The 16,255-nt window shown below is 43.4% G+C and carries 11 protein-coding genes; 10 read left to right on the top strand and 1 reads right to left on the bottom strand.

Annotation, left to right across the window (positions count from 1 at the left end; translation table 11 throughout):
- Positions 1-64 precede the first annotated feature (64 nt).
- From LKD36_RS10695 to LKD36_RS10685, 3 genes are all read left to right on the top strand, one after another.
- Positions 65-304 carry a helix-turn-helix domain-containing protein gene (locus tag LKD36_RS10695; protein WP_308459583.1) on the top strand — a complete coding sequence of 80 codons (240 nt, stop codon included), beginning with the start codon at positions 65-67 and terminating at the stop codon, positions 302-304.
- Positions 305-384: 80 nt separating this feature from the next.
- Positions 385-846 carry a pentapeptide repeat-containing protein gene (locus LKD36_RS10690; RefSeq protein ID WP_308459582.1) on the top strand — a complete coding sequence of 154 codons (462 nt, stop codon included), beginning with the start codon at positions 385-387 and terminating at the stop codon, positions 844-846.
- Between the two features lie 670 nt (positions 847-1,516).
- The gene (locus tag LKD36_RS10685; RefSeq protein WP_308459581.1) at positions 1,517-2,317 is read left to right on the top strand and encodes an ATPase; all 801 of its coding nucleotides are present in this window, start codon (positions 1,517-1,519) and stop codon (positions 2,315-2,317) included.
- Between the two features lie 631 nt (positions 2,318-2,948).
- Here LKD36_RS10685 and LKD36_RS10680 read toward each other — a convergent pair.
- Positions 2,949-3,596 carry a hypothetical protein gene (locus LKD36_RS10680; protein ID WP_308459580.1) on the bottom strand — a complete coding sequence of 216 codons (648 nt, stop codon included), beginning with the start codon at positions 3,594-3,596 and terminating at the stop codon, positions 2,949-2,951.
- A gap of 714 nt (positions 3,597-4,310) precedes the next feature.
- Here LKD36_RS10680 and LKD36_RS10675 point away from each other — a divergent pair.
- From LKD36_RS10675 to LKD36_RS10645, 7 genes are all read left to right on the top strand, one after another.
- Positions 4,311-5,681, top strand: a complete 1,371-nt coding sequence (locus LKD36_RS10675; protein ID WP_308459646.1) for a PIN-like domain-containing protein — start codon at positions 4,311-4,313, stop codon at positions 5,679-5,681.
- A gap of 99 nt (positions 5,682-5,780) precedes the next feature.
- Positions 5,781-6,062, top strand: coding sequence for a hypothetical protein (locus LKD36_RS10670; protein WP_308459579.1), 282 nt, complete (start codon positions 5,781-5,783; stop codon positions 6,060-6,062).
- A gap of 88 nt (positions 6,063-6,150) precedes the next feature.
- Positions 6,151-7,185: a Wadjet anti-phage system protein JetD domain-containing protein gene (locus LKD36_RS10665; RefSeq protein ID WP_308459578.1), complete on the top strand. Its 1,035-nt coding sequence runs from the start codon at positions 6,151-6,153 to the stop codon at positions 7,183-7,185.
- Between the two features lie 53 nt (positions 7,186-7,238).
- Positions 7,239-8,849 carry a hypothetical protein gene (locus LKD36_RS10660; RefSeq protein ID WP_308459577.1) on the top strand — a complete coding sequence of 537 codons (1,611 nt, stop codon included), beginning with the start codon at positions 7,239-7,241 and terminating at the stop codon, positions 8,847-8,849.
- Between the two features lie 2 nt (positions 8,850-8,851).
- A complete protein-coding gene (locus LKD36_RS10655) occupies positions 8,852-9,598 on the top strand; it encodes a DUF6063 family protein (RefSeq protein ID WP_308459576.1) in 747 nt (248 codons plus the stop codon).
- Entirely contained in the window at positions 9,591-14,027 is a 4,437-nt protein-coding gene (locus LKD36_RS10650; RefSeq protein WP_308459575.1) for a coiled-coil domain-containing protein, read from the top strand. The genes LKD36_RS10655 and LKD36_RS10650 overlap by 8 nt, the downstream gene beginning before the upstream one ends.
- A gap of 572 nt (positions 14,028-14,599) precedes the next feature.
- Positions 14,600-15,304 (top strand): hypothetical protein, encoded by a 705-nt coding sequence (locus tag LKD36_RS10645; RefSeq protein WP_308459574.1) that lies wholly within the window; start codon positions 14,600-14,602, stop codon positions 15,302-15,304.
- Positions 15,305-16,255: the final 951 nt, after the last annotated feature.

Here is a 16,255-nt window from a genome sequence, read left to right as displayed (position 1 = left end):
AAATCCCGGTAAAAATCAATTCGCCATGCGCTTTTACGCTATGTTAAGTAAGAGGTGTAAGAGCGTGTACAGGCGGATAAGAGATCTGAGAGAAGATCGTGACTTAAAACAGAGACAACTGGCAGAACAGCTTGGCTGCAGCCAGAAGACATATGGTGATTATGAGACGGGTAAAACGCATGTACCGGTAGAAATTCTGATGGGACTGTCAGAAATATATGGGACAAGTGTGGATTATCTGGTTGAACTGACTGACGAGAAAAAACCATATCCAAGACAGAACCGGCATGAAAGGTTGTTTTAGAATATATGGCAGAACTTAGTCGCAGTGAACAGAGATTTCTTGATTCATACTGGAATAACAGGCAATACGAAGGAGGGAGAATGTACCGTTGTTCCTTCGCAAATGCCAGATTGTCCAATATCGGACTGAAGAAAGAGATCGATATTCAGTCCAGCGTCTGGTTCTGGAGCAAGCTGACCAATATCCGGTGCAGCGGTCTTCGAATGGTAGTTGGGCACTGTGAAGAGTGCACATTCTGGAGCGTGATTCTGGATGATACGGTAATGGCAGGATTCCGCTTCGTGAAATCTGTCATACTGGGATGTCAGTTCACCGATACTGCTCTGAGCAATCTGAGATTGAAGAAATGTGAAATGTCACATCTGAAGCTTTCCAATGTGATGCTGACAGATGTGGTATTCGACCGGTGTATATTCAAAGAACTGGATCTGGAGCATATTACCTTTGAAAAAGTAAAGTTTAAGAACTGCTACTTTGACAAACTGCCGGAAACCATTCCCGAAGGCTGCAAATTTAAACACTGTATGGAAATTCCTGAATAAAGAACAGGCATAAACAGACGCCGGACAGAACTGCCGAGAGACAGTTTTGTTTGGTGTCTGCTTTTTTGGGAGAAGTGGCTTGTGATATCCGTTACGCGAGCAGAACATCCGGGCGGTTGGGCAGATAGGCTTGTCGAGGCCTGTGATACCCGTTTCACGAGCAGAACATTCGGGGATTTACCCCATTGGGAGCGAAGTGCGCCCGGGCGGTTGGGCAGATGGAGATGCCATGAGCTGTGCTGCCCGGATGTGCTGCAAATTCGACGGATTTCTGTGCCTGGAGTGGGTGTTTTGGCTATACGGAGTCAGCAGAGACCCTGGCACCCATATAGAGAAAGCAAGTTGGGTGCTAGGGAAACTTCTACGGCCATCTGCCCACAACCCTGGCAAAAATCGCAAAAAAGCCTTGTAATAGCTCTTTACAAGCGCTTTAGAGCGTTTGGTTGGGCAGAGAAGATTAGTTCAGATCTATCTGCCCGGGCGGGGGGACAGAGCTTTCATGCCAGCACTTTGGAAGAGAGGATAGATAAGAAAGCAAGACGCGGAGGAGTGTGTGTCCGGGGAAAACGATCTCCGCGTGAAATATTATTTGTGTTTACAAGCAGTTGCAGATATGATTTAATAGATGTATAAAACAGAATAACTCATTGTACAATTGAGAGGAGGGTATATGACTCAATTAGTTCAACAAGTTCTCGACAGACGAAAAGAACTTGACGAGAAAACATCCGCTATTCGCCGGAAGCTTCAGACCTATCCGGACGGCAAACTTATCTGTACACGCAATGGCAGGTATATCAAATGGTATCACAGTGATGGTCGCATTCAGACCTACATCCCCAAGAAGAAAAGAGAATATGCAGAGCAGCTTGCGGAAAAGAAATACTGGACATTGCGTCTCAATGAGCTTGTTCGGGAGCAAAAAGCAACAGAAGCTTATCTGCGGCACTATGAGGTGGAACTTTTATCGTCCACTGCTGATCCATCAGAATTATTTTTGACAGATTCTCCGGCATCAGGAGAACTTCTTACAGGCATTCAGTCAGACAATTCACAGACTATTCAGGAATGGTTAAACTCCCCTTATCAACAAAATGAAAAATATCCGGAACAGCTGATTCACAAGACAGCAGGAGGAATCTACGTACGGTCAAAATCAGAATCATTAATTGCATTGCTGCTGCATATGCATGGAATCCCATTTCGGTATGAATGTGAACTGCAGCTGGGAGAGATTGCAGTTTATCCTGATTTTACAATTATGCATCCCAAAACAGAAAAAATTTATTACTGGGAGCATTTTGGATTAATAGATGACAGCTCCTATGTCCGAAGTGCCATGGCCAAGCAGCAGAATTATATTGCAAATGGAATCATCCCCACAATTCAATTGATTACAACTTATGAGACAAAGGCAAATCCGCTGGATACAGAGACTGTGGAAAAGACAATTGAGCGGTATTTTAAGTAGAATGAACAGACCATCCGGGTGGTCGTGACTTTTGGCCTCCATTTCGCGAACAAATATCCAGGGCGGTTGGGCAGATAAGCTTGTCGAGGCCTGTGATACCCGTTTTACGAGCAGAACATTCGGGCGGTTGGGCAGATAGGCTTGTCGAGGCCTGTGATACCCGTTACGCGAGCAGACATCCGGGGCGGTTGGGCAGATAGAGATGCCATGAGCTGTGCTGCCCGGATGTGCTGCGAATTCGACGGATTTCTGTGACTGGAGAAGGTGTTTTGGCTATATGGAGTCAGCAGAGGCCCTGGCACCCATATAGAGAAAGCAAGTTGGGTGCTAGGGAAACTTCTGCGGCTATCTGCCCACAACCCTGGCAAAAATCGCAAAAAAGCCTTGCAATAAGCTCTTTACAAGCGCTTTAGAGCGTTTGGTTGGGCAGAGAAGATTAGTTCAGATCTATCTGCCCGGGCGCGGGGGGACAGAGCTTTCATGCCAGCACTTTGGAAGAGAGGATAGGTAAGAAAGCAAGACGCGGAAGAGTGTGTGTCCGGGGAAAACGATCTCCGCGTGAAACTTTTGAAAGACGGACAATAATAAAAATTCCCTGCCAGCTAAAAATGGCAGGGAGTTTTTTATGGACTTATGGATTGCATACACTACAGGGTGTATAACCTTGGGCAACGGCATCATCTTTATCAATAGCAATCTGACTTTTCTTCAGATAACGGCAGCCATCGCGATGATACTTTTCCCCTGTCTTGGTGATGTATACCGTATAGCTGGTACTGGGAGCAGACTCCTGCACAGTTGCTGAACTGGAAACCGCGGTTGATGAAGAAGAACTGCTTTTTTCGGAAGAAGTTGAAGAAGAACTATTCTTGACGGAAGAAGCTTTGGCTGTATTTAACTGCGTTTGCAGATCGGCAATTTCAGATTCTTTTTCAGCAGCCTGCTCATTCAATTCCTGAATCTGGCTGTTCAGATCATCAATGACGGATTGCTGATTTTCCAGTGAAGACAGTTCTGCGATCTGAGCATTCGCACTATCCAGATCATCCTGAAGCTGTTCATTCTTTTCCGTCAGCTCATCTACAGTGGAAGTGAGATCCTGGATTTGTTGTGACAACTCATCATTCTGACTGGATGAGGCATTCAGTTGCTCGGTAGCCTGAGTAAGCTGGTCTTTTAATTCCTGATTGTCAGAACCTGATGCACCGCCAATGCCAAGAAGCAGAACACATACAGCAATGGCAATCAGGGCCGGTTTGGATTTTAGTATTTTTTTCATAACATACCCTCCTTTGTGTGATACATGTATTTTATATCGGTGAAATAAATTTGAACGGTTTTGGAAGGAAAACTACTAAGAATTTATGTATCCGGGCGGGCGTGACTTGTGGCTCCTCGTTTCGCGATCAGACATTCGGGTGATTGGGCATATAGAGCTGCTGTAATCCGTGATGCCTGGATGTAGTGCAAATTCGACGGATTTTTGCGCCTGGAGTAGGTGTTTTGGCTATATGGATGCAGTAGAGGGCCTGGCACCCATATAGAGAAAGCAAGTTAGGTGCGAGGGAAACTTCTACGGCTATCTGCCCACAACTCCGGTAAAAACCACGAAAAAGCCTTGTAATAAGCTCTTTGCCAGCGTTTTAAAGCGTTTGGTTGGGCAGAGAAGATAGCAATGATTCTATTTGCCCAGGAGAAGAGCCTTTTGTTTGGCTTTGTGTGGTGACTGAACTGCGAGTCCGGGGAAAGAGTCTTTTGCCTTGTTTTGTATTGCGGAGGAGACATACAGGAAAGCAAGACGCGGAGCAGTGCGTGTCCAGGGAAAACGATCTCCGCGTGAAATTTTGTGTTGCACTACGTACAAATGTTCGATACAATAAAATAATAGTAAATGCTTTGAACAGCTGGGGGAAAACATGATTACACGGGATGAATATAAAACAATACGGCAGGAAAGACATCTGATTGTGCTGGATACCAATATTTTGCTGGAATTATACAGCCAGCAAATGTCAGCCGGGACATTATTGCCGGATTTCAGAAGATTGCAGATAAGGTGTATATTCCACATCGGGTATATGAGGAATATCTGGAAAATCGGCAGAAAATCTGCGGGGATGAGCAGAAAAAGTACAAGATCATGAAGCATGAACTGGACGATTCGACAAGCAGGTTTAAAGAAAGTATTCGGAAAAAGACAAATGAATATCGGAAACATAATTACAGCGGTATTACAAAACTGCAGAGAGACATTGAAAGAAAACTGGACGAGATCAAAGAAACGATAGTAGCGTACGAAGATGCACATGAAGAACAGTTTCAGTCAGATCTGGATTTTCTGAAAAATGATGAAGTATATCAATTTGTACAGTCATTAAAGGAGCAATCAAGAGTCGGGAGCGAAATCCCTTTTTCCGAGAAACTGAAAATCATTCAGGAAGGGGAACTCCGGTATAGAAATGAAATCCCACCGGGATATAAAGATATTGAAAAAGCCGGTACGGAAAAGTATGGTGATCTGATCATCTGGAAAGATATCATAAAAACAGCTTACAAAGAGCGGGCACACATTTTATTTATCAGCAATGATACCAAGGAGGACTGGTGGAAATCAGAAAAGAATGAGCCTGATGATCTGCGAGAGGAACTGCAGGAAGAATTTCTGGAAACCAATCCATTTTGGCAGATACATTTTCTGACATTATCTAAATTTTTCGGCTACCTTTCTGATGAGCTCGAAATCGGAGAATCTTTAAGTGCACTGCAGCTGACTGCACAGGGAGATGCAGCGGATCTCCTGAAAAAACTGGATGAAAAAATTAGAAAACAGATTTGTGAGCAGCTTGCTACAAAAGTAGATCAGACCGTTTCGACGCCGGAAAATATATATTTGCAAACGATCAGCGCATTTGTGGAAAAAGAAGAAAAGATGAATGTCTATCATGTACAGATGGTTTGTGTTTTTATGAAAGAAAAAAGAGGAATCCATTTTTTGTTGGAGGCAGAGATTGAAAAAGAAGAGTATGACACAGAGTGTGAGCTAAGAAAAATAGAAATCCATAACGTAACAACAACTGCTTTCAGTGATGAAGCATGGGAAGGTATGATAAAGGCAAAGAATAAACATCTGGCATGGAGAAAATATGCACAGAGCATTCGGCATGAAATTGATTGCCCGATTGAATATAGCAAAGATGATAAAAATGTTTATGAGATATTGATAGAGGCCTTGAGAAATGATTTCAAAATAGAGCGTTTCAATGCGAATCATAGAGCAGAACAGTGCAGGTGGCTGTATGATTATCTCATGCATTTTTATGATGAAGACAATAATGAATCGTCTTCAGAAAATGAGAAAGAATGAATTTGAACAAATGGGCAGATAGAATCTTTAATCCCTGCGCTGCCCGGCTGTAGTGCAAATTCGACTGATTTCTGTGCCTGGAGCGGGTGTTTTAGCGATATGGGGTCAGCAGCGGCGCTGGCACCCACAAAGAATAAGCAAGTTGGGTGTGAGGGGAACTTCTGTGGCTATCTGCCCGTCGTCCCGGAAAAATCCACAGAAAAACAGCCTAAAAAGCTTAAAAACAGTATCAGAAAGCCAGCCACTGGACAGAGCTGGCAAAGACAAACCTATCTGCCCAACCGGGCAGCATATGTGGCAATTGACATTTTAGAGAACTTTACATATGAAAAATGGGTATCTCTGCCGAACCGGCTTGTCATTCAAATCGTTCAATGTTAGAATCAAAATTAGTAAATACGCCAATTTCGAAAAGAGTCCGTGAATTTGGGGATATACAGAACTATGAGATAAGGGAGCGGCATCATCAATGAAGAAGTGCAAAGTGAAATTAGAAGACATCATAAATGAGTATCCGGAGCTGGACTATCCGGAGCTTTGCGCGCAAGTGGCACAGCTTATTGATAGTGGAGCACTTCTGCCTGTAAAGTGTGCAAAGAACAATGGAAGAAAGCCGGCACTGCCGCTCCGTTTCTGGAAGCTGGAAGAAGAGCCGGATTTCACAGAAATATATGAAGAACTGAAGTACAAATATCATCCACTGATCAATACTTCCTATTACAGAACTCATCCGGAGCTTTATGAAGCAGACCGGTCAAAACTTCAACTCCTGAGCAATTATCTGAAAGATCATTCTGATCTGCTGGCAGTGGAAGAGACTATGAATGAGCGAAGCTTTGAGATTTTTCACCGGGAAAAGTTTTTCCAGAGGGAAGGCGGTCTTGAGTTTTGCAGAAAAGCAGGAATTGAGGCGGAAAAACTTTCTTTTTATGAGACATCAGAGCCTCTTTCTTATTATTCCTGTTCCAAACAATCCCCTCAGAATATTTTAATCATAGAAAATAAAGATACTTTTTTTGATATCCGGCAATGTATGAATAAAGGAAGCAACCGGATACTTGGCACAGAATTTGGTACGGTGATCTATGGAGCAGGAAAAGGCATTTGGAAGACATTTGCGGATTATGTCAATGGCGCGGAAAATTATTTTCTGGAAGATAACACCTTGTTTTATTTCGGAGATCTTGATTATGAAGGAATCCTGATCTATGAGCATCTGATTGCTCAGAACTGGAATCCACGAACTGACAGAGCGGGGGAGAAAAGATCGGATATGGCGTGGACAGTCGATATTCAGCTTTTTATGTCAGCTTATGAGAAAATGCTGGACAAGGCATTGAAAATAGGCTTCAACAATCTTCCTGATATGAAAGAAAAGCAGAACGCAAATATCGGAACAGCATTCCTGAAGACTTTCAATACAGTCTGCAGATCGCAGATAGAAGAAATCCTGAATTCCGGAAAATATATTCCACAGGAAATTTTGAACGAACATGACTGGTGACTGTGCAGGCGGCGCAGCCTATATAAAACATGACTGGTGATGGGTGAAAAATAGTGAACGAGACAGATTTTCTGAAAAATTTTGAGCAGCGTATGAAATGTGTCGGACGATATACGGTGCTCTGTAGCAACAGTTTTGATAAAAAGTTATGGAAAGAATATGGAATCGAGACGCGGGATGAGCAGATGAATATGCTGTTCACACTGCTTCTTTTTATTATGGAATACTCGCTCAGGGAAGAAAACTGTACCATGGATGAGATCGCAGCGTTTGTGGGAGATATCAGTTATGAATATTTTGCCCACAGGCTGAATTTTGAGCAGAGCAGGGATTTCGCAAGATTTATGGTGGAAGACATCCTTGGAAATGGCGGTTCCTCCATGTATTTTAAGGCTTTTGATTATGAAGAACGGACATACAAAGACATCAATATCCGGTATATTGACAACAAAGTGGTGTACCTGGACAGCGGTGTTCGAAGGACTTCGTACTATCTGACAGATGAAGGATATAATATGGTGCTGGCAACCATGGAGATGGAAAATAATCTGAAGTTGTCCATTCATGAAATGCTGTTCAAACTCCATCTGGAAAAGGCAGATTATAACCGGGCAGTGGACGATATTAAAAATATTTTCGGTCAGCTCAGAAAACAGAGCCAGAAGATTGAGGAAGCGATTCTGTCAGTCCGGAGAAATGCACTGTCCTACTCGGTGGAAGAATACGGGCAGCTGGTGGAGGATAATATCAGTACTGTCGTAGAAACAAGGGAAAAATTTCGACTGCATCGGCAGTTTATTGATGAAAAAATTGGTGAGTTTGAAGAAAAGCAGATGAATGCGGAAGATTTTACTGCAAAAGAAAAGGATAATCTCAATAATCTCCGTACCATTGGCAGATATCTGACGAGAACTCTGGACGAGCATCAACGGATTCTCGGACAGCATTTTGATCTGAAGAAACTGTATGACGAGGAACTGGAAAATTACTCCAATATGACGCTTGTACAGCGTTTTCCGTTTCGGAGTGATGTCTATGATGTGATTTTGAAGGATGTATCCCTACTGCAGAATATTGATAAAGTGTTTAATCCACTGTTCATCGGACAGGTAAATAAAATCTTTAATCCTGAGAAAATGCTGGAATATCAGAAAAAGCTTAAAAAATCCGGAACGGAGGATGAAGATCTGGAGCTGGATTTTGATGAAGAAGCATATAGCCGGGAAAAAGAACAGCGCAGATTAGAGCGAATGAAGAAATACGAAGGCTGCGTAAGTACAATTCTTGAGCAGCTTTTAAAGCACAGAGAGCTGACGCTGGAGACGCTCAATACCGGGTGTGATGAGGAGGCGTGGAACCGGCTGCTCCCGACAGCTGAGATTTTCCGGGAAGTGATGATTGAATTTCTGACAGCCGGAACCATTGATATTCAGGCACTTCAGAGAGAGCAGACAGACTATCTTATGGATGCATCGAATGGATTTGTACTCAATGAAACGCTGCTCAGTCTGATGGAAGACCGGAAGTTCCGGAAGATTGGGAAAATTCTGATCTTCCCAATCGAAGATGGTGGGCATGTACATTTTAAAAATGTGATGGATGAATTCGGAAACCGCAGGAATTTTAAATGTTCCAATATAGGATTCCGGTACGAGGAGAGATAAGGATGGCATACGAAGCAGAGATAATTGCGTACAGTCAGAAAATATTTTATTACCTGCTGTGTCATGGGGCATTGAGCGATCTGGATACAGGAGTAAATGACCTGTACCGTGCTTATGTGGAACATGAGGAAGTCATGAATCTGGTGAAAAATCAGGCGGAGATTGCGGATTGCAAAATTGAACGGTATGGTACGACGATCTATCTGATGCCGGATATTGACAATAAATATCTGGGATTTACCAAAGCGGATCTGAAGAAAGAACTTTGCAAATCCAATGCCACTGACAGGGATTATTATCTGGCACAGTTTGTGATCCTGACCCTGCTGGTGGAATTTTATGACGGACAGGGAAGTACGGCAAAGTCGAGAGAATTTCTGAAGCTGGGAGAGCAGCAGAATATCGTGTCTGAGCGGCTAAAAACGGGACTTTCATTTGAGCAGGAACGTGAGCAGGACGACACCAACCTCTATACAGAAATGTATGAAAATGTTCTGGATTATAAGAGCATGAGCGAGGCATATGAGTCGCTCCGAAGTGTGGAGGCAGGAAGCCGGTCGAAATACACGAAGGAAGGCTATGTGAGTATTATCTGTAATTTTCTGGACCGGCAGGGATTGATTATTTTTATCCCGGAGGATGAGATGATCAAGACGACTGCGAAGCTTGACAATATTATGGAATACAAGATCCTCAATAAAGAAAATTACGCAAGAATCATGGAGGCACTGGGAGCAGCACATGAGTAAGATATCGAGAATTCGTATTTTAAATCTGAATTACAACAATAATACGATCAAAATTGATGACGAAACGTTCGATCTCGGAGGACAAAATACGCTCATTTCTCTGCGAAACGGCGGTGGAAAAAGTGTGCTGGTGCAGATGATTGTGAGTCTTTTTGTCAACCGTACTTTCCGTGATTTCGGAGACAGGCCGTTTAAAAGCTATTTTACAACAAACCGACCGACATTTCTTATGACGGAATGGCAGCTTGACAATGGTAGAGACCGGTTTCTGGCCGGCATGATGGTACGGAAAAATCAGAAAGAAGATAATGATGCGGAAGCGCTGGAAATGTATACCTTTACCGGCAGTTATTCCCATGCCTGCAAATATGATCTTGATAATATCCCGGTGGTCCGGCAGGATGGAAACAGGAAGATTCTGAAAGGTTTCAGCGAGTGCAAAACGCTCATGGAGGATCTCTGTAAAAAAGAAACAGGAGATTTCCGTCTGTATGATATGACGAGCCAGTACGGAAGACGCCAGTATTTCGCCACGCTCCGGCAGTATCAGATTAACAACAAAGAATGGGAGAGTATTATCCGGAAGGTGAATCAGAAAGAGTCCGGCCTTTCCGAACTGTTTCAGAATGCCAAAGATGAAAAAGACCTGGTGGAGAACTGGTTTTTGCGTCCCATTGAGGAAAAGTTGAATCAGGAAAAAAATAAGATTGACGAATTTAGAAAGCTCTCTTTTCAGTTTGTGGAGCAGTACCGGAGCAATCAGACAAAAATTCAGCGAAAAGGAATGATTGAGCGGTATTTTGAAGATACAAAACCATTGCAGCAGGAAATAGAGGATTATATGCAGACAGATCAGACGGCTGTCAATCTGAGAACAGAGATGATTCTTTATGTGAAGGCATTGCAGGCAGAGACTGTGGGGCTGGATGAAAAAATCGCAGCTGTGCAGGAAAAGCTGGAGCAGATCAGAAAAGAACAGGAACGGATTGTCTATGAGCAGCTTTCCTGCAAGATCTATGATTATGAGGATCAGAAAGCAGGGCTGGTAGCAGAGCGGGTAGATCAGGAACAGGAAGTGATCCGCCTAGCAGGGGTGAAAGACAGCCTGCAGAGAAAGCTGCTGACCTGTGAGCTGAACCGGCTGTATCAGGAACTTCGAAAGTTTGAGATGAGAAAAGCAGAGGTGGATGAGAAGATTCAGGCGCTTCTGCAGAAAACGGAAGATTCCAGAGAAGAGATCGAGACCATCGGTCATCAGCTGCATCAATGGTATACGCAGGAAACAGAGCGTTGGAATGTCAAAAGAGCGGCAGAGGAGGAAGCTTATCGAAATGCTTCAGAAAAAGAACAGAACGCAGTCGATGAGCAGAAGAAAAATGAGCAGCAGCTTTTCTCGCTGAGCGGAAAAATCGGCGGTCTTAAAAGTCAGATCAAACATTATGACGAGACGGAGGAGGCGTTTAACAGAGAGTTCGATGCCGGTATCCACAGAAATATACTGGGATTTTATGAAGAAGGATTTTTGGAGATCCGTAAAAAAGAGATGGCAGCAGAGCTTTTGAATCAAAAAAATCAGCTGGCCAGATCCTCCGGTAAGAAGAATGATCTGGAGCAGATTTTAAATAAACTTGCCCAGGAATCATCGGACACGGACCTGAAAATCCATGACAGAACATACCAGATTCAGCAGACACAGCAGAAACTGACAGATCTGGAACAGCAGAAAAATGTTCGTCTAAAAATTATGAAATATGTTGGCATGGAGGAGTCAAAGATCGATCAAAAGGTGCAGATTCTGGATCATCTGGATGGTAAAATCAGGGAACTGGATACAGCCAGAAACGGTCTTCTTCAGAAAATAGCGGAGCAGGACAAACATTTCCGGCAGCTGAAAGAGGGAAAAACTTCCGAACTTCCGGCAAATATCCGCGCGTATATGGAGCAGAACGGAATTGACCTTGTCTATGGTATGGAGTGGCTTGCCAGAAATGAGAGAACGGTACAGGAAAATACGGAGCTGGTGAAGAAAAACCCATTTCTGCCTTATGCAGTCCTTATGGAAAGGGATGTATTTGAGCGATTTCGTAAGAATGAAGAAGAACTGTACACCAGCTTTCCAATCCCTATTATGATCAAAGAGGAACTGGAATCCGCGGAAACGACAGGAAATGAAAAGATTGCCACATTTGGAAATGTCCATTTTTATGTGATGTTCAATACTCACCTGCTCGATCCGGATGAACTGGAAGAGATTTTAAAAGAAATTCGTCAGAGTATGGATCTTTTGCGAAAATTCGTAGAAGAGAAAGAGGCTGATCTTAGAACTTACCGGGACTACAGGAGCGTAACGGAGCAGCAGACATTCAGTACAGAACTGTATCAGAAGACGGAAAACGAACTGGAGACTCAGAAAGAACAAAGACTAAAGCTGGAGAAACGGATATCTGAAATTCGACAGGAACGAAAAGATCATGAAGAAGAAAAGAAACAGATTGAAAAACTGCTGGAAACTTTAAAGAAGACCATTCTGCAGATGGAGACAAGAGAACGCCGCTTTGAAATGCTTTGTGAAAAATATGAGCAGTACGAGACAGACCGGGCAAGTCTCTTAAGACTTGAGCAGGATCAGGAACAGCTCACCGGACGTCAGAATACACTGATGGCTTCTATCGAAGAACTGCGAGAGCAGAAAGCCGGGCTTCAGATGCAGATCAGGGATTGTCAGGAGCAGGTAACGAGTTTCCAGAAAAAAGTAGAGAAATTTGCAAATTATGCAGAAACAGATGTGCTGAAACAAGAAGAAATCACAGATCCTGCAAGACTGGAAGCCAGATACCGTGCACTGACAGAAGAAATTTCGAAAAGCATTAAAGAATTTCAGGGTGACCAGGAATGGCTTCAGGATACGATTCATAAGAAAAAGGAAGATTTGGATCGAAAAAATGAAGATGGAAGAATTCCTGCATCTGCATATGAAAATCTGATTTTCTCTGAAGAACAGTATGACAACTGGACACGCCAGAGAAAGCAGGCAGAAAAAGAGTGGAACCGTGCCAGTGAAGCTCATGTGACACTGGAACGTAAGATTGAATCCTGCGAGACCAGTATTCGGTTCTGCATGGAAGATCTGAAAAAACAGACTGGTTTTGAAGAGCCGGCGGAACGGAAGACAATTACAGATACCGAGTTTGAAAAACGCCTGAATCTCAGAAAACATGATTTTAAAGTGCTGGAAAAAGAACAGAATGAGCTGAAGAAGCGGAATGAAAAACTGTCCATACAGGCAGTAGGCGTGGAAGAATATGCGGATGAATCATTGCCGTTGGAAAATGAAGAAGAACTTACGGCCATCGGAGAGCATATTCCGGATATTAGGACGGAAGAAATAGACACGATCAAAGAATACCAGAAAGAAATCCGTAAAAAGATAACCGGGATTTCCAAATCACTGGAAAACTGCAGAATGAATCTGTCAGAATTGATTCGTGATATGGCATCCAGAAAAGAGTATGCGGATGACTATTTCAAAAAGACATTTGACAGCCTGCTCTCCCAGACAGGAAATCCGCAGAATCTTAAGCAGCAATTCGAGATGAACCGGATGGCGTATGAGAACCAGCTGGAAAAACTGAAGATTGATCTGGCACATATTGACGATGAACAGAAGAATCTGGAAATGACGTTTCTGGAATATGTGGAGCAGATCAATGCCAATATCGGCATGATTGACCGGAATTCAACGATTACGGTGCGCGGAAGAAATCTCAAAATGCTTCGTATTCAGGTTCCCGACTGGGAAACCGAGAAAGAACATTTCAGACTGAAACTGCATGACTATTTTGAACATGTGGTAAAGATGGGAATAGAGACGATTGAGAAAAATGGAAACCTGACTGAATTTCTGGGAAGAATGATCACTACAAGAAAACTCTATGACGATATCGTGGGTATTCAGAATGTGAAGATCAAGCTCTATAAGATCGAAGCAGAGCGGGAGGTTCCTATCTCCTGGTCAGAAGTCTCCGCCAACTCCGGCGGTGAAGGTTTTCTGTCTGCATTTGTCATCCTGACTTGTCTCTTAAGCTATATGCGAAGAGATGAGACCGATCTCTTCAGCTCAGGAGAAGAAGGAAAAGTGCTGATCATGGACAACCCGTTTGCTCAGACCAACGCAGAGCATCTGCTGAAACCACTTATGGAGATGGCAAAGAAGACCAATACGCAGCTTATCTGCCTCTCCGGCCTCGGCGGAGATTCCATCTATAACCGCTTCGATAACATCTATGTGGTGAAACTCCTCGAATCCAGCATCCGCAACGGCGTGCAGAGAGTGGAAGCAACCCATATGAAAGGTGAGGAAGTGAAACGACTGGTGCTGTCGGATTTTAAGATGGAACAGGTCAGCCTGTTTGACTTTATGGAAGAATAACGAAATGATATATGCCCGGAGCAGATCCTGAAATGTCTGCTCCGGGTGTTATTATGTGGGGCTGATGTCAGAATAGATTGTGCTTGTCATTTGGAGAGCGGTGCGTCGGGGTGGCTGGGCAGATAGAGCTGTCGGGGATTGTGTTTGTCATTTGGAGAGCGGTGCGTCCGGGTGGCTGGGCAGATGAAGATGCCGGGGATTGTGTTTGCCATTTGGAGCTCGACGCGTCCGGGCGGTTGGGCAGATAGAGATGTTAGAGGTTGCTCTGCCCGGACGCACTGCAAAATCCAGTGAATATCCTGTCCTGAGCAGACGTTTTGGCCAGATAGAGCCAGCAACGGCTCTGGCACCCACAAAGAATAAGCAAGTTGGGTGCCAGGGGAACTTCTGTGGCTATCTGCCCGTCGTCCCGGGAAAATCCACAGAAAAACAGCCTAAAAAGCTTAAAAACAGTATCAGAAAGCCAGCCACTGGGCAGAGCTGGCAAAGACAAACCTATCTGCCCAGGCGGTTAAACGTGAGCGATGGCTGAAAATCCGAACCTGAATACACAGGAGAAGATTGTTAACCATATGAAATCACTTTTAGGTGAGAAACAGCTGAACGGTAAGACACCGGAGAAGCAGAATATGGCAGTTTATGATGTCCTACTTCTTAATAAAGCTGCAAATGGTGTATGGGACAGAGTAACAGATGAGAATTTCCCGGCAGCTGGCGTAACAGTCACTATTCTCTATCCGGAAGATACCAATGCAAGTGATTATGCATTCCTGGCAATGAATATGCTGACCATGAGCCGTACCGGAAGTGATGGAAAACAGTACCGCGCAGGAGACGTGGAGATCCCGTCCCTGACTCTGACTGATGACGGTATTGAGATGACGCTTAACAGTCTCTTTCCGATCGCTCTGTCATGGGCAAAGATTGATAAGTCTGCAGAGAATCCGAATGATCAGAATAAAGATGACCAGAATAAGGATAATCAGAACTTACAGATTACCTCAGGAGATCAGAACAAGAACGATCAGAATTCTCAGAACACAACAATAGATCAGAAGAATACTTCCAAGAAGAAACATAAACATTCCGGAAGTTCTTCTTCGATTTCTGAATCCACAGTAGTTGCTGTTACAGCAGCATCTTCTGATGCAGCGACGGTAACAAGCGCACAGACCAATGACAGCAATGCACTGATATTCTGGGCAATGCTTGCACTGGTAAGTGCCATGGCAGCAGGAGCTGTGATTTACAGAAGAAGAAAAGAAAATATGAGATAAAACAGGGTTGGAAAAGGCCGCGCACGGGAATGTGCACGGCCTTTCTGGCAGCTTGTATGAGTTCAAAAAAGGTAGTAATATATAATTACTGAATCTGGTAAAGGAGACAAAAGCCAGGGTGGTAATAGAAGCGATAGGTGTCGTTTTTAAAGAGTAATTATCTCAAAAATATGGCAAGATGAACAGTGGAATATGGGTGCAACAAATAAAGCATGCAGCACGTTAAAATGTATGCAAAACAGAATGTTGTTATTGTGAAACAGAAAAAGATATGTTATGCTGAAGACAGGAAAACAACCGTGTTACAGGGTGGCTGACCTCTATTCTACATAGGATGGGGGTGGTGCTGATGAAACATTTTGATTTTAAGGATCTCATGGCCTTTGGAATGTTCATTTTGGCATTACTGACATTCGTTTTCACGTTTATCAGATAGTGTTTATGGCATAGAAAAACCACCCCAAAACTTTGGCTGAGTGCGGGGTGGAATTTCTTAAAATTCTTTAACTAATCGAGGCCAACCCCTTGTGGGCGGTTGTTTTTCCTCTTTTATGTTTTCAATATAGCATATCTGACAGCAAGATACAAGGGATTTTACTTATTTTAAATAAAATGGATTCAGCTCAACGGAAAAGATTCTGATACAGACAGCAGAGAATTGATGGAGAGGTAGCCCGAAAGAACCCACAGGATTGTTGTAATCCCTAATTTAATAGGATATAATGATAACAAACAGTTTTGTGGATTATGGGATAGGAAAATAATATGAATTCTTCTATGATAATTAAGGGCAATAAGCTTACGGATTAGGCTTATCGCCCTTGTTTTATATATAACAGTTGCTTACAGGCATGTCAAGGTCAGGCGGTTTCCCGCCTGTCTTTTTAAGCTGTCTTTTGATTATTCAGGTAAGCGTCCTTCGTACATAATACTCAGTTCTCCATAGACCTG

The sequence above is a fragment of the Hominiventricola filiformis genome, assembly GCF_020686965.1.
GTDB lineage: Bacteria > Bacillota > Clostridia > Lachnospirales > Lachnospiraceae > Hominiventricola > Hominiventricola filiformis.
The sequence above is the reverse complement of the archived record's forward strand: the minus strand, read 5'-3'. Positions and strand labels throughout refer to the sequence as shown.

Bases quoted from the DNA above. Each gene is read 5' to 3' on its own strand.
- LKD36_RS10690 (WP_308459582.1), top strand. From the start codon at position 385: ATGTACCGTTGTTCCTTCGCAAATGCCAGATTGTCCAATATCGGACTG.
- LKD36_RS10685 (WP_308459581.1), top strand. From the start codon at position 1,517: ATGACTCAATTAGTTCAACAAGTTCTCGACAGACGAAAAGAACTTGAC.
- LKD36_RS10680 (WP_308459580.1), bottom strand. From the start codon at position 3,596: ATGAAAAAAATACTAAAATCCAAACCGGCCCTGATTGCCATTGCTGTA.
- LKD36_RS10670 (WP_308459579.1), top strand. From the start codon at position 5,781: ATGGGGTCAGCAGCGGCGCTGGCACCCACAAAGAATAAGCAAGTTGGG.
- LKD36_RS10665 (WP_308459578.1), top strand. From the start codon at position 6,151: ATGAAGAAGTGCAAAGTGAAATTAGAAGACATCATAAATGAGTATCCG.
- LKD36_RS10655 (WP_308459576.1), top strand. From the start codon at position 8,852: ATGGCATACGAAGCAGAGATAATTGCGTACAGTCAGAAAATATTTTAT.
- LKD36_RS10650 (WP_308459575.1), top strand. From the start codon at position 9,591: ATGAGTAAGATATCGAGAATTCGTATTTTAAATCTGAATTACAACAAT.
- LKD36_RS10645 (WP_308459574.1), top strand. From the start codon at position 14,600: ATGAAATCACTTTTAGGTGAGAAACAGCTGAACGGTAAGACACCGGAG.